Annotated in this window: 11 protein-coding genes; all 11 read left to right on the forward strand. The window is 64.8% G+C overall.

Annotation, left to right across the window (positions count from 1 at the left end; genetic code table 11):
* Positions 1 to 81 precede the first annotated feature (81 nt).
* Positions 82 to 372 carry a helix-hairpin-helix domain-containing protein gene (locus tag C2I19_RS19075; protein ID WP_103904207.1) on the forward strand — a complete coding sequence of 97 codons (291 nt, stop codon included), beginning with the start codon at positions 82 to 84 and terminating at the stop codon, positions 370 to 372.
* Positions 369 to 986 carry a paraquat-inducible protein A gene (locus C2I19_RS19080; RefSeq protein ID WP_103904208.1) on the forward strand — a complete coding sequence of 206 codons (618 nt, stop codon included), beginning with the start codon at positions 369 to 371 and terminating at the stop codon, positions 984 to 986. Before C2I19_RS19075 ends, C2I19_RS19080 begins: the two co-directional genes overlap by 4 nt.
* On the forward strand, positions 971 to 1,603 hold the full coding sequence (locus tag C2I19_RS19085; protein ID WP_103904209.1) for a paraquat-inducible protein A: 633 nt from the start codon (positions 971 to 973) through the stop codon (positions 1,601 to 1,603). The genes C2I19_RS19080 and C2I19_RS19085 overlap by 16 nt, the downstream gene beginning before the upstream one ends.
* Positions 1,593 to 3,212 (forward strand): PqiB family protein, encoded by a 1,620-nt coding sequence (locus C2I19_RS19090; RefSeq protein WP_103904210.1) that lies wholly within the window; start codon positions 1,593 to 1,595, stop codon positions 3,210 to 3,212. Before C2I19_RS19085 ends, C2I19_RS19090 begins: the two co-directional genes overlap by 11 nt.
* Positions 3,209 to 3,835 (forward strand): PqiC family protein, encoded by a 627-nt coding sequence (locus C2I19_RS19095; RefSeq protein ID WP_103904211.1) that lies wholly within the window; start codon positions 3,209 to 3,211, stop codon positions 3,833 to 3,835. Before C2I19_RS19090 ends, C2I19_RS19095 begins: the two co-directional genes overlap by 4 nt.
* 136 nt (positions 3,836 to 3,971) lie before the next feature.
* Entirely contained in the window at positions 3,972 to 5,255 is a 1,284-nt protein-coding gene (locus tag C2I19_RS19100) for an MFS transporter (RefSeq protein ID WP_103904223.1), read from the forward strand.
* 20 nt (positions 5,256 to 5,275) lie between these two features.
* The gene (locus tag C2I19_RS19105) at positions 5,276 to 6,655 is read left to right on the forward strand and encodes a NarK family nitrate/nitrite MFS transporter (RefSeq protein WP_103904212.1); all 1,380 of its coding nucleotides are present in this window, start codon (positions 5,276 to 5,278) and stop codon (positions 6,653 to 6,655) included.
* A 295-nt stretch (positions 6,656 to 6,950) separates the two neighbouring features.
* Positions 6,951 to 10,658: a nitrate reductase subunit alpha gene (locus tag C2I19_RS19110; protein ID WP_103904213.1), complete on the forward strand. Its 3,708-nt coding sequence runs from the start codon at positions 6,951 to 6,953 to the stop codon at positions 10,656 to 10,658.
* Positions 10,655 to 12,205 (forward strand): nitrate reductase subunit beta, encoded by a 1,551-nt coding sequence (gene narH / locus C2I19_RS19115; RefSeq protein WP_103904214.1) that lies wholly within the window; start codon positions 10,655 to 10,657, stop codon positions 12,203 to 12,205. The genes C2I19_RS19110 and narH overlap by 4 nt, the downstream gene beginning before the upstream one ends.
* A gap of 9 nt (positions 12,206 to 12,214) precedes the next feature.
* Entirely contained in the window at positions 12,215 to 12,859 is a 645-nt protein-coding gene (gene narJ, locus C2I19_RS19120) for a nitrate reductase molybdenum cofactor assembly chaperone (protein ID WP_103904215.1), read from the forward strand.
* Between the two features lie 182 nt (positions 12,860 to 13,041).
* Positions 13,042 to 13,725, forward strand: a complete 684-nt coding sequence (narI, locus tag C2I19_RS19125) for a respiratory nitrate reductase subunit gamma (protein WP_103904216.1) — start codon at positions 13,042 to 13,044, stop codon at positions 13,723 to 13,725.
* Positions 13,726 to 14,156: the final 431 nt, after the last annotated feature.

The raw sequence follows: 14,156 nt of genomic DNA on the forward strand, positions 1-14,156 counted from the left end.
CAGCATGACGCCCGCCGCTTTGAACTGCGGCGGGCGCTCCTTTATCATGTAGCCTTGATAACCACGCGACGGCGGTACGCCATGCATCCCTCCCGTTGTCCGCGGCCCGAAGCGGCCCTGGACCTGCTGCACTTGCCCAATGTCGGCGCGAGCACGGCAGCTGACTTGCGCTTGCTCGGCATTCAGGCGCCGGCGGATTTGCGCGGGCACGAGCCGCTGCAGCTGTATCTGCAATTGTGCGACGCCACCGGACGACGTCATGATCCTTGCGTGCTGGACGTGCTGATGTCGGTTTGCCATTACATGGAGAGCGGCGAGGCGCGCGCCTGGTGGAGCTTTACCGCGGAGCGCAAGCGGAAGTGGACGGTATGAAGGCGCCGCGCGTGACGGCCTGCCACGATTGCGATTTGCTGCTGCGGCTGCCGGCGGCGGCGGAGGAGCGGTCGTCCGTGCGCTGTCCGCGCTGCGGCGCGGCGCTGTACGAGCAGGGCAGGGACGCGCTGCCCTTGTCCTGCGCCTTGCTGCTGGCGGGGCTGGTGGTGTTTGTGATCGCCAACAGCTATCCGGTGCTGACGCTGGAGATAGCCGGCAACCGCAACGCCGCCACGCTATGGCAGACGGCGCTGGCGCTGCGCGGCCAGGACATGCCCGAGGTGGCGCTGCTGGTGCTGTTCACCGGCATCGTGATGCCGGCGCTGGAGCTGTCCAGCATGCTGTATCTGCAGCTGCCGCTGCTGCAGGGGCGCGCGCCGGCGGGTTTCGCCGCCGTGATGAGGCTGCACGGGCTGGTCAGGCCCTGGTGCATGGTCGAGGTGTTCATGCTGGGCGTCCTGGTTTCCCTGGTCAAGCTGGTGCATCTGGCCAGCGTGCAGCCCGGCATAGGGCTGTGGGCTTTTTTCGCGCTGATTGTGCTGATGGCGGCCAGCGCGGCCCGTTTCCGGCCGCATCAACTATGGGAGCGCCATCAGGCATGCATTACGGAGTGAACAGCGCCGCGGCGCGCAATCTTTGCCTGTGCCACGGCTGCGGGCTGCTGAGCCGCGTCGATCCGGCGCTGGACAGCGCCTGTCCGCGCTGCGGCGCGCCGCTGCACTTGCGCCGTCCGGCGGCGCTGCAGCGCTGCTGGGCCTTGCTGCTGGCGGCGATCATCTGCTACCTGCCTGCCAATCTGCTGCCCATCATGGAAACCTCGGCGCTGACCGGGGTGCAGCGCGACACCATCATGAGCGGCGTGGTGTATCTATGGAACAACGACTCCTGGCCGCTGGCGCTGGTGGTGTTTACCGCCAGCGTGCTGGTGCCGCTGCTGAAAATATTGGCCCTGCTGCTTTTGCTGTGCAGCGTGCAATGGCGCTGGCGCTGGGCGCCGAGGCAGCGGACGCGCTTGTACCGCATGATCGAGGTCATCGGCCCGTGGTCCATGCTGGACATTTTCGTGGTGGCGCTGATGGTGGCGCTGGTGCAATGGCAATCGTTGGCCAGCATCAAGGCCGGACCTGGCGCAGTCGCCTTCGGCGCGGTGGTGGTGCTGACCATGCTGGCGGCGATGAGTTTCGATCCCAGAATGATCTGGGACCCCTTAGAGGAAAATGATGAGCAGTGACAAGCCGCAAAACGCTTCCGAGTCCGAACTGCCGCAGGCGGTGCCGGTCAGGCGCCGCCGCTGGGCGCCTTCGCTGGTCTGGCTGATTCCGGTGGTGGCCGCCGTGATAGGCGGCTGGCTGGCCGTGCACGCCGTCCTGTCGCGCGGGCCCACCATCACCATCTCCTTCCAGAACGCGGAAGGGATAGAGGCCGGCAAGACCCGGATCAAGTACAAGGACGTCGAAATCGGCGAGGTGACCTCGGTCAAGCTGAGCCCCAATCGGCAGTCCATCCTCGCCACGGCGCAATTGAGCAAGGAGGCGGCGGACTATCTGGCGGAGGACAGCCGCTTCTGGGTGGTGCGGCCGCGCATTTCCGGCGGCGGCGTGACCGGCATAGGCACGATGCTGTCCGGCGCTTACATCGGCATGGACGTGGGCAAGAGCGCGGCGCGCAAGAGCGAGTTCACCGGGCTGGAGACGCCGCCCATCATCAACGCCGACTTGCCCGGCCACACCTTCTTCCTGCGCGCGGACAATCTGGGTTCGCTGAACACCGGCTCCCCGGTGTATTTCCGCCGCGTGCCGGTGGGCCAGGTAGTGGGCTACGAGCTGGACGCGAAAGGCGGCTTCGTCCGCGTCAGCGTCTTCATCAGCGCGCCGTATGACCGTTTCGTCACGTCCAACAGCCGCTTCTGGCACGCCAGCGGCGTCGATGTGTCGCTGAGCGCCGACGGCCTCAATGTCAGCACCCAATCGCTGGCGGCCATCGCGCTGGGCGGCATCGCCTTCGAGACGCCGCTGGCCGACAACGCGGGCATTCCCTTGTCCGACCGCAACTTCATCCTGCACGATGCGCGGGAAAAGGCATTGCAGAACCCAGACCGGGAGATGCAGCCGTTCCGTCTGCGCTTTCACCAGTCGTTGCGCGGTTTGAGCGTGGGCGCGCCGGTGGATTTCCGCGGGATCACCATAGGCGAGGTCACGGCCATAGGCGTGGAATACATGCCGGAGCGCAAGGACTTCGACATGACCGTGGACATCCGCACCTATCCCAGCCGGCTGGATACGCTGTCGCGCGGCAGCCGCATCAGCGGCAAGCTGTCGCCGCAGCAACTGATAGGCAATGGCATGCGCGCCCAACTGCGCTCCGGCAATCTGCTGACCGGCCAGCTCTACGTGGCGCTGGACTTCTTCCGCGACGCGCCGCCGGCGAAGCTGATCGTGCGCAAGGGCATGCCGGAGCTGCCCACTATACCGGGCGATCTGGAAGAACTGCAGCGCGTGTTGCAGCGCATCGTCAAGAAGCTCGATGCGATTCCGTTCGACAACATAGGCCAGCAAGCCAATGACTCCTTGAAGTCGCTGCAGCAAACGCTGGACAGCGTGAAGGCGCTCAGCGATGGCTTGAACAAGGAAACGGTGCCGCAGGCGAGCAAAACCCTGGAGCAGTTGCAGCAAACGCTGGAGGCGACGCGGCAGACGATGAAGGCGGATTCGCCGCTGCAGCAGGATGTGCGCTCCGCGGCGCAGGAAGTGAAGGAAACGGCGCGCAGCTTCCGCGCGCTGGCAGATTACCTGGACCGCCATCCTGAGGCGCTGGTGCGCGGCAAGGAGGCGCAACCATGATGAGAAGACTGATGTTCGCCGGCCTGCTGGCCGCGGCGCTGGGAGGCTGCGCTTCGCCGCCGTCCCGTTTTTATGGATTGGACGCCGTGGCGGCTCCGCAAGCGCCGGCCCAGTTCGGCAAGCGGGTGATGGTGGGGCCGGTGACGCTGCCGGCGGCGCTGGATAGGCCGCAGCTGGTGCTGGACATGGGCAAGGGGGAGTTGCGGCTGCAAGAGTTCGAGCGCTGGAGCGCGCCGCTGGACCGGCTGCTGGCGCAGAACCTGGCGGCGGGCGTGGCCGCGGCCAGCGGCGTGGCCAGCGTCTACGCCTATCCGCAACCGGGCATGGACGGCGGCGAGCTGCGCTATGCGCTGGACCTGCGCCGGCTGAGCCTGAAGGCGGGGCAGGGCGTGGCGATGCGGGCGGCTTGGCAGCTGCAGCGGCTGTCGGACGGCGCGGTGCTGGCATCCGGCGTGTTCGAGCGGGAAAGCCTGCTTGCCGGCGCCGATACGCCCGCCTTGCTCGCTGCCTGGCGATCCATGCTGTCCGGCCTGGCGGCCGAGATGGCGCAGCCCTTGCGCCAGCATCCGCAATGGTGGCGCGCGGATGGCGAGCCATCGCCTCAGCCGCAGCCTCAGCCATAAGGAGTAGACGGGCCTCGTCCGCGGGACTAGGCCCGCTCCGTCTTTAGCGCGCCGCCGGCCCTGCCTCCGGCGAATACCGCCTTGCCGGCGCAGGCCGTATCGTGACAGCCGTATCCATCCTATGGGACGCGGCGTCATGGCTTCTTCCAATTATCAACGCTACAGCGTGCTGGCCAGCAGCACGCTGGCCTTCACTCTTTGTTTCATGGTCTGGATGATGTTCGCGGTGCTGGGCATCCCGATCAAGCAGCAACTGGGCCTCAATGAAACCGAGTTCGGCATCCTGGCCGCCACGCCAGTGCTGACCGGCTCGCTGATCCGCGTGCCGCTGGGCATCTGGACCGACCGTTACGGCGGGCGGCCGGTGATGTTCGCGCTGATGCTCTGCTGCGTGCTGCCCATTTACCTGATGCAATTCGCAAGTTCCTACTGGCAATTCCTGCTGGCAGGCCTGTTCGTCGGCCTGGCCGGCGGCTCGTTCTCGGTAGGCACGCCTTATGTCGCGCGCTGGTTCCGCAAGGAGCAGCAAGGCCTGGCCATGGGCATCTTCGGCGCGGGCAACGCCGGCTCTGCGCTGACCAAACTAGTGGCGCCGGCGCTGATCGTCGCCTGGGGCTGGCAAAGCGTGCCCACCGCCTACGCGCTGATCATGCTGGCCGCGGCCATTCTGTTTTGGCTGTTCTCCTTCAGCGACCCTGCTCACAAGGCGCCGTCCGCCATCACGCTGCGCCAGCAGCTGGCGCTGATGAAGCATCCGGCGGTGCTGCGCTACTGCCAGTTCTATTCCGTGGTGTTCGGCGGCTATGTGGCGCTGGCTTTGTGGATGACCAAGTACTACGTCGGCGAGTACGGGCTGGACCTCAAGCACGCGGCCTTGCTGGCGGCCTGCTTCTCCCTGCCGGGCGGCGCGCTGCGCGCGGCGGGCGGCTATCTGTCCGACCGCTTCGGCGCCCGCGGCGTCACCTGGGCGGTGATGTGGGTGTGCTGGGTGGCTTTCTTCCTGCTGTCTTATCCGCAGACCGAAATGCGTGTCGCCACGGCGCATGGCCCCTTGAGCCTGCATATCGGCCTCAACGTCTATCTGTTCACCGGGCTGCTGTTCTTGGTAGGGGTGGCGCTGGCCATAGGCAAGGCCTCGGTGTTCAAGTTCGTCGCGGATGAATTCCCCGACTCCATAGGCGCGGTGTCCGGCGTGGTGGGCCTGTCCGGCGGTCTGGGCGGATTTCTGCTGCCCATCCTGTTCGGCGCGCTGCTGGACCTGACCGGCGTGCGCTCCAGCGCCTTCATGCTGCTGTACGGCACCGTCTGCGTCAGCCTGGTGTGGATGCATTTTTCCTACAAATCGGCGGACAAGGCTCATGCGCAGACGCGCGCGGCCTTGGCCGCCCCTGCCATTCCTTTGACGAACGAGCGCGGCTGAACGCGCGCGGGAGAGCTGTCATGACTTATCTGATCAAACACTGGGAGCCGGAAGCGCCCGCTTTCTGGCAACAACAGGGCCGCCCGGTGGCGCGCCGCAATCTGTGGATCTCGATTCCGGCGTTGACGCTGGCCTTCGTGATCTGGCAAGTGTGGAGCGTGGCGGTGCTGAACATGCCCAATATCGGTTTTGGCTACAGCCAGAACCAGCTGTTTTGGCTGGCGGCGCTGCCGGCCTTGTCTGGCGCCACGCTGCGCATCTTTTATTCCTTCATGGTGCCCATTTTCGGCGGTCGCAAGTGGACGGCGATTTCCACCGCCAGCCTGCTGATTCCGGCGGTGGGCATAGGTTTCGCGGTGCAGGACCCTAACACCAGTTATGTGACCATGGTAGTCCTGGCCTTGCTGTGCGGCTTTGGCGGCGGCAACTTCAGTTCCAGCATGGCCAATATCAGCTTCTTTTTTCCCAAGGCGGAGAAGGGCACCGCGCTGGGTCTGAACGCCGGCCTGGGCAATCTGGGCGTGTCCATCGTGCAGTTCGTGGTGCCCATCGTCATCACCATGGGCCTGTTCGGCCAGCTGGGCGGCGATCCGCAGCACTGGATCAAGGGCGCGGCGAGCAAGCAGATGTGGCTGCAGAACGCCGGCTTCGTCTGGGTGCCGTTCATCGCCGTGTCGACGCTGGCGGCCTGGTTCGGCATGAATGACCTGGCCTCGGCCAAGTCTTCGTTTTCCGAGCAGGCGGTGATCTTCAGCCGCAAGCACAACTGGCTGATGTGCTGGTTGTATGTGGGCACTTTCGGTTCTTTCATCGGCTTTTCGGCCGGTTTTCCGCTGTTGGTCAAGGGCCAGTTTCCAGAGATAGACCCGACGCGCTACGCCTTCCTCGGCCCCATGGTCGGCGCGCTGGCCCGGCCGCTGGGCGGCTGGCTGGCCGATAAAATCGGCGGCGCCAAGGTGACGCAAACCGTATTCGCCTTGATGGCGCTGGCGGTGCTGGGCGTGATCTATTTCCTGCCGCATCATGGCCAGGGCGGCAGCTTCCTGGGCTTCTTCGCCATGTTCCTGTGCCTGTTCGCGCTGACCGGCATAGGCAACGGCTCTACCTTCATGCAGGTGCCGGCCATCTTCCTGAAGTTGCATCAGCGCATGGCGGGTCCGGGCGAGGCGGTTCGCAAGCAGGCTCAGCAGGACGCCACGCGCGAGGCGGCTGCGGTGCTGGGCTTCACCAGCGCCATCGGCGCCTATGGCGGCTTCTTCATTCCCAAGAGCTATGGCACGTCCATCGAGCTGACCGGCAGCGTGGATGCGGCGCTCTACGTGTTCATCGCCTTCTATGTGAGTTGCCTGCTGATCAATGGCTGGTATTACGCGCGCAAGCATGCGGAAGTGCGTTGTTGAGAGGGCGGCGGCGCAGTGCCCCGCGGGCGGCGGCTGCATGATGGACTTGCACCCTGTCTTTTGGACTGTAAGCAAAGGGCGCCTGCGGGCGCCTTTTTTCCTGTGCGGCTTTCGTGCTAGGCCGGACTACTCATTAAGGATTAGCGCGCCCCCTCCCTCTGCCGGTCAGCCTCACCCCGACTGGCCAATTGGTCAGGCGGGGCGGGGTCGGTAGTCTTGACACCATCGCAAACAGTATCGGCAAACCGGGCGCGGCGTGGTCGCGGGATGGGTTTCCGGTCTGCATGGAGGCAAGATGAGCCACTTTCTCGACAGACTGAATTTTCTCGGCAAGGTCAAAAGCACTTTCGCCGACGGCCACGGCGCGGTGGTGAACGAGGACCGCGGCTGGGAAGACGCGTACCGCCAGCGCTGGCAGCACGACAAGATCGTCCGCTCCACCCATGGCGTCAATTGCACCGGCTCCTGCAGCTGGAAAGTGTATGTGAAGAGCGGCCTGATCACTTGGGAAACCCAGCAGACCGATTACCCGCGCACCCGTCCCGACCTGCCCAACCACGAACCGCGCGGCTGTCCGCGCGGCGCCTCTTACAGCTGGTATGTGTACTCCGCCCAGCGCGTCAAATATCCGATGCTGCGCGGCGAACTGGCCCGGCTGTGGCGCGACGCGCGCAAGAGCCTGAGCCCGGTCCAGGCCTGGGAAAAGATCAGCCAGACGCCGGAGCTGGCCAAACAGTACAAGTCCGCGCGCGGGCAGGGCGGTTTCGTGCGCGCCAGCTGGGACGAGGCCAACGAGATCGTCGCCGCCGCCAACGCCTTCACCATCAAGACATTCGGCCCGGACCGCGTGGTCGGCTTTTCTCCGATTCCGGCAATGTCCATGGTGTCCTACGCCGCCGGCAGCCGTTATCTCAGCCTGATAGGCGGCGTGCCGCTGTCCTTCTACGACTGGTACTGCGACCTGCCGCCGGCCAGCCCGCAAACCTGGGGCGAGCAGACCGACGTGGCCGAGTCTGCCGACTGGTACAACTCCACTTACCTGATGGTGTGGGGCTCCAATGTGCCGATGACCCGCACCCCGGACGCCCACTTCTACACCGAGGTGCGCTACAAGGGCACCAAGACGGTGGCGGTGTCGTCCGACTTCGGCGAAATGGCCAAGTTCGGCGACATCTGGCTGGCGCCCAAGCAGGGCACCGACGCCGCGCTGGCGATGGCCATGGGCCATGTGATCTTCAAGGAATTCCATCTCGACCAGCCGTCCGCCTACTTCACGGACTACATCCGCCGCTACACCGATATGCCGATGCTGGTGAAGCTGCGCCGCGACGGCGAACGCTGGCTGCCGGACTATTTCCTGCGTGCCTCGCATCTTGACGGCCAATTGGGCGAAGACAACAACCCGGACTGGAAAACCCTGCTGATCGACGAGGCCAGCGGCGACCTCGTCGCGCCCAACGGCTCCATCGGCTTCCGCTGGGGCCAGGCCGAGGGTCAGACCGGCAAGTGGAACCTGGAGCAGAAGGCTCAGGGCGCGCGCGCAGTGTCCGGCCGCTTGTCGCTGATCGAGCAGCGCGATGAGGTGGTGGGCGTCGGCTTCCCGTATTTCGGTTCCGAGCACGACGAGCTGCTGACCCGCAATGTGCCGGCGAAGAAGATCAAGCTCGCAGACGGCGGCGAGGCGCTGGTGGCCACGGTGTTCGACCTGATGGCCGCCAACTACGGCCTGGACCGCGGCCTGGGCGGCGGCAACCTCGCCATCGACTACATGGACGACGTGCCGTACACGCCGGCCTGGCAGCAAAAGCACACCGGCGTGAAGCCGGAGCGGGTGATCCAGGTGGCGCGCGAGTTCGCGCAAAACGCCGACCAAACCCAGGGCAAGTCCATGGTCATCGTCGGCGCGGCGCTGAACCACTGGTACCACATGGACATGACCTACCGCGGCATCATCAATATGCTGATGCTGTGCGGCTGCATCGGCCAGTCCGGCGGCGGCTGGTGCCACTACGTCGGCCAGGAAAAGCTGCGGCCGCAAACCGGCTGGGCGCCGCTGGCCTTCGCCGGCGACTGGAACCGCCCGGCGCGGCAGATGAACGGCACCAGCTTCTTCTACGCCCACACCAGCCAGTGGCGGCATGAAAAACTGGGCGTGGGCGAAATCCTGTGCCCGACCGCCGACGGCGAAATGGCCGGCATGTCGCTGATCGATTACAACGCCAAGGCCGAGCGGATGGGCTGGCTGCCGTCCGCGCCGCAGCTGTCCGCCAACCCGCTGGACATCACCCGCGCCGCCGCGGAGGCGGGCCTGGACCCGGTCGCCTATACCGTGGACGGTTTGAAATCGGGCCGGCTGGACATGGCCTGCAATGATCCGGACAACCCGCAGAATTTCCCGCGAAACATGTTTGTGTGGCGCTCCAACATCCTGGGCAGCTCCGGCAAGGGCCACGAGTACTTCCTCAAATACCTACTGGGCACCCAAAACGCGGTGCTGGGTTCGGAAGACGACTGCATCAAGCCGTCCGAGATCACCGTGCGTCCGGCGGCCGAGGGCAAGCTGGACCTGATGGTGGTGCTGGACTTCCGCATGTCGACTACCTGTCTCTACGGCGACATCGTGCTGCCCACCGCCACCTGGTACGAAAAGGACGACCTCAATACCTCGGACATGCATCCCTTCATCCACCCGCTGTCCGAGGCCGTGCAGCCCTTGTGGCAGGCCAGGAGCGACTGGGAAATCTACAAGGGCTTCGCCAAGAGCCTGTCCGAAATCGGCAAGGACTACCTGGGCGTGCAGAAGGACCTAGTGCTGACGCCGCTGATGCATGACAGCCCGCAGGAGCTGGGCCAGCCTTTCGATCCCAAGGACTGGAAGAAGGGCGAGTGCGAACCGCTGCCGGGCAAGACCATGCCGGCGATGACGGTGGTGGAGCGCGACTACGGAGCGATCTACGACAAGTTCACCAGCATCGGCCCGCTACTGGAAAAGGCCGGCAACGGCGGCAAGGGCATAGGCTGGAAGACCGCCCACGAGGTGGACATCCTGCGCGGCCTGAACCAGGTGGCGCAGAGTGGCGCCGGCAAGGGCCAGCCCCGTCTCGAAACCGCCATCGACGCGGCGGAGATGATTCTGACCCTGGCGCCGGAAACCAATGGCCACGTGGCGGTGAAGGCCTGGGATGCATTGTCCAAGATCACTGGCCTGGACCACACCCACCTGGCCAAGCCGCGCGAGCACGACACCATTCGATTTAGAGACGTGCAGGCGCAGCCGCGCAAGATCATTTCCTCGCCCACCTGGTCCGGCCTGGAAAGCGAGGAGGTCAGCTACAACGCGGGTTACACCAATGTCCACGAGCTGATTCCGTGGCGCACGCTGACCGGCCGCCAGCAGTTCTACCAGGACCACCAATGGATGCGCGCCTTCGGAGAAGGCCTGTGCGTGTACAAGCCGGCGGTCGATTTGAAGACCACGCAGGCGGTGCTGGGCAAGCACGGCAACGGCAACCACGAGCTGGTGCTGAACTTCATCACCCCGCATCAGAAATGGGGCATACACAGCACCTATTCCGACAATCTGCGCATGCTGACGCTCAGCCGCGGCGGGCCCCACGTCTGGCTGTCCGAGATCGACGCCGCCAAGGCCGGCATCGCCGACAACGATTGGATCGAGGTGTTCAACGTCAACGGCACGCTGACCGCCCGCGCGGTGGTATCGCAGCGGGTGCCGGAAGGCATGACGCTGATGTACCACGCCCAGGAGAAGATCGTGAATGTGCCGGGGGCGGAAGTCTCCGGCAAGCGCGGCGGCATTCACAACTCGGTGACCCGGACCGTGACCAAGCCCACCCACATGATAGGCGGCTACGCCCAGCTGTCCTGGGGCTTCAACTACTACGGCACGGTGGGCGCCAACCGCGACGAATTCGTCGTGGTGCGCAAGATGGACAAAGTCGACTGGATGGACGAGACGGCTCCGTCCGCGGGAGAGAAGCAATGAAGATACGCGCGCAAATCGGCATGGTGCTGAACCTGGACAAGTGCATCGGTTGCCACACCTGTTCGGTCACCTGCAAGAACGTGTGGACCAGCCGCGACGGCATCGAATACGCCTGGTTCAATAATGTGGAAACCAAGCCCGGCATCGGCTACCCCAAGGACTGGGAAAACCAGGACAAGTGGCAGGGCGGCTGGAAGCGGCGCAGCGACGGCAAGCTGGAGCCGCGCCAGGGCGGTAAGCTGAGGATTCTGGCCAATATTTTCACCAACCCCAATCTGCCGGCGATAGACGACTACTACGAGCCGTTCACCTACGACTACGAGCATTTGCAGAACGCGCCGCGGATGCAGACGCCGCCGACCGCGCGGCCGGTGTCGGTGCTGACCGGCAAGAAGATGGACAAGATCGAGTGGGGCCCGAACTGGGAGGACGACCTGGGCGGCGAATTCTCCAAGCGCGCCAAGGACGCCTTGTTCGAAGGCATCCAGAAGGAGATGTACTCGGCCTTCGAGAACACCTTCATGATGTATCTGCCGCGGCTATGCGAACACTGCCTGAACCCGGCCTGCGTCGCCTCCTGCCCGTCCGGCTCCATCTATAAGCGCGAAGACGACGGCATCGTGCTGATCGACCAGGACAAGTGCCGCGGCTGGCGGATGTGCGTGTCAGGCTGTCCGTACAAGAAGATTTATTACAACTGGACGTCCGGCAAGGCCGAGAAGTGCATCTTCTGCTACCCGCGCATCGAGTCCGGCCAGCCTACCGTGTGCTCGGAAACCTGTGTCGGCCGCATCCGCTACCTGGGCGTGCTGCTGTACGACGCCGACAAGATCGAACAGGCGGCGGCAGTGGAAGATCCGCAGGATCTGTACCAGTCGCAGCTGGACCTGTTCCTGGACCCGAATGATCCGGCCATCGCGGCCGAGGCGCTGAAGCAGGGCATCCCGCAAAGCTGGCTGGACGCCGCCCGCCGCTCGCCGGTGTACAAGATGGCGATGGAGTGGAAGGTGGCCTTCCCGCTGCACCCGGAATACCGGACGCTGCCCATGGTGTGGTACATCCCGCCGCTGTCGCCCATCCAGAGCGCGATGGAGAACGGCCTGATAGGCGAGGGCGGCATCATCCCGGACGTGCAGAGCCTGCGGATACCGATCAAGTACCTGGCCAACCTGCTGACGGCGGGCAAGGAAGAGCCGGTGGTCAAGGCGCTGGAAACCATGGTGGCGATGCGCCGCTACATGCGCAAGAAGAGCGTGGAGAAGGTCAGCGACGCGTCTACCTTGGCCGGCACCCATCTGAGCTCAAGCCAGGTGGAAGAGATGTACCAGGTGATGGCCATCGCCAATTACGAAGACCGCTTCGTGATTCCGTCCAGCCACAAGGAAATGGTGGAGGAGGCGTTCGAGGACAAGGCCAGCTGCGGCTTCAGCTTCGGCAACGGCTGCTCCGGCGGCGAGTCCGAGGCCAGCCTGTTCGGCAAGAAGAAGGCCACGCCCATCGTGTTCCACGACATGCGGCGCGACCGCAAGGCCAACGCCGGCAACTAGGAGATCACCATGCGCATCCACGCCATTCTGTCCGCGCTGTTGTGCTACCCGGAGGCCGAGCTGATCGCCGAGGTGGGCGAGATCCGCGCCGAGGCGGCCGAGCATCTGCAAACCGCCAGCCTGCTGGAGCCTTTACTGCAGTCGCTGGAAACCGAGGAGCTGATCGAGCTGCAGCAGCGTTACGTGCTCACCTTCGACCGCAATCCGTCCCACTCGCTGCACTTGTTCGAGCATATCCACGGCGAGGACCGCGCCCGCGGCCAGGTCATGGTGGACCTGCTGGAGGAATATCGCCGGCACGGCTTCGAGCCGGTCTGCAGCGAGCTGCCGGACTACCTGCCGCTGTTTCTGGAGTTCCTGGGGCAGTGCGACAAGGCCGAGTCCGAACGGCTGCTGGGCGACGCGGTGCATGTGATCGGCCATGTGGCCGGCAAGCTGAATGATGCCGGCTCGGTGTACGCCGGCCTGTTCGACGCGCTGCTGATCTTGTCTCCCGTCAAGCCGGAGCCGCTGCAGGCGCCGCCCATCCGCGACATGGACGAAATGCTGGAAACCTTCGGTCCCGGCGCGGACGGCGTGGAGCCCTTGCTGAAGCCGGCCATGCCGGCCATCGCTCCGGTCAATTTTTATCCGCCGGTGCGGGGCGCGCGCTAGCGCCAGAGCCTCACTCTCTGCTTGCGGGAAAAGGGCAGGGAGAGCGGGCGGGCGGGCCAGGCCAAAGGCTTGCGGCCAGGGCCAAGGCCGCCATGTAGAACCTAAATCCCCCTCTCCCTTCGCGGGAGAGGGCCGGGGAGAGGGGGCGATGCCGCCCGCTTTCCGCCATGCAGGAGAAAACCATGAGCTACCTTCATCAATTTGTATTCGGCATCTACCCCTATATCGCGCTGGCCATCTTCCTGCTGGGCAGCCTGATCCGCTTCGAGCGCGAGCAATACAGCTGGAAGAGCGAGTCTTCGCAACTGCTGTACCGCGGCCAGCTGCGGCTGGGCAATATTCTGTTCCACCTGGGCATCATCGGCCTGTTTTTCGGCCACCTGGCGGGCCTGTTGACGCCGCTGGCGGCGTGGGAGGCGCTGGGTGTCAGCCACAGCTTCAAGCAACTGGTGGCGATGAGCGCCGGCGGCCTGATGGGCAGCCTGTGCCTGATCGGCATCGCGCTGCTGCTGCACCGCCGCTTTATGTGCGACCGCCTGGTGGCCAACACCACCTGGCGCGACAAGCTGGTGTTGCTGTGGATACTGGCGACGCTGCTATTGGGCCTGTCCACCATCTTCGTGTCGGCCCAGCACCGGGACGGCGGCGAAATGGTGCTGCTGATGAACTGGGCGCAGCATGTGGTGACATTCCGAGGCGACGCCGCCAGCTTCATCGCCGAGGCTTCGCCGGTGTTCAAGCTGCACCTGTTCATGGGCATGAGTCTGTTCGTGATCTTCCCCTTCACCCGGCTGGTGCACGTGTGGAGCGGCTTCGGCGCGGTGACTTATCTGGGACGCGCTTGGCAGCTGGTGCGTCCGCGCTGATCGCTTGAGGATGAAAAACGCCGCGCATCCGGAGAGGAGGCGCGGCGTTTTGTTTGGGCGGACCACGTTTCATTTCCCGTAGAAGTCCGTGGCGTTATCCGGGCAGATGCGGTGGATCGCCCCTGCGGGGCATCCACCCTACGCCTGTCGTAGGGCGGAATCGCGCCGCAGGCGTGAGTTCCGCCGGCGAGTGGCTGATATCCGGGGTACGCGGTGTCCTGCGGCCTTGACCATAATGGTTAGTTAGGGCGCATTGGCAGCGCACCTTGGACTCGGGGGACTTGGTAGCCAGATTTCGGTGATAGGAGTGGCCATGCCAAGCATGGCAACAAATAGGCGCTGTTGCACAAATCCGCCCGTCCCGCGGCTTGGTAAGATAGTGGCATGACCAAGCCCGCTCCAAAACGCTATCGAACGACCAACTGGAACGC

Origin of the sequence: Chromobacterium alticapitis, assembly GCF_002924365.1 — a bacterium.
In the GTDB taxonomy this organism is placed as follows: Bacteria; Pseudomonadota; Gammaproteobacteria; order Burkholderiales; family Chromobacteriaceae; genus Chromobacterium; species Chromobacterium alticapitis.

Bases quoted from the DNA above. Each gene is read 5' to 3' on its own strand.
- C2I19_RS19075 (WP_103904207.1), top strand. From the start codon at position 82: ATGCATCCCTCCCGTTGTCCGCGGCCCGAAGCGGCCCTGGACCTGCTG.
- C2I19_RS19080 (WP_103904208.1), top strand. From the start codon at position 369: ATGAAGGCGCCGCGCGTGACGGCCTGCCACGATTGCGATTTGCTGCTG.
- C2I19_RS19085 (WP_103904209.1), top strand. From the start codon at position 971: ATGCATTACGGAGTGAACAGCGCCGCGGCGCGCAATCTTTGCCTGTGC.
- C2I19_RS19090 (WP_103904210.1), top strand. From the start codon at position 1,593: ATGAGCAGTGACAAGCCGCAAAACGCTTCCGAGTCCGAACTGCCGCAG.
- C2I19_RS19095 (WP_103904211.1), top strand. From the start codon at position 3,209: ATGATGAGAAGACTGATGTTCGCCGGCCTGCTGGCCGCGGCGCTGGGA.
- C2I19_RS19100 (WP_103904223.1), top strand. From the start codon at position 3,972: ATGGCTTCTTCCAATTATCAACGCTACAGCGTGCTGGCCAGCAGCACG.
- C2I19_RS19105 (WP_103904212.1), top strand. From the start codon at position 5,276: ATGACTTATCTGATCAAACACTGGGAGCCGGAAGCGCCCGCTTTCTGG.
- C2I19_RS19110 (WP_103904213.1), top strand. From the start codon at position 6,951: ATGAGCCACTTTCTCGACAGACTGAATTTTCTCGGCAAGGTCAAAAGC.
- narH (WP_103904214.1), top strand. From the start codon at position 10,655: ATGAAGATACGCGCGCAAATCGGCATGGTGCTGAACCTGGACAAGTGC.
- narJ (WP_103904215.1), top strand. From the start codon at position 12,215: ATGCGCATCCACGCCATTCTGTCCGCGCTGTTGTGCTACCCGGAGGCC.
- narI (WP_103904216.1), top strand. From the start codon at position 13,042: ATGAGCTACCTTCATCAATTTGTATTCGGCATCTACCCCTATATCGCG.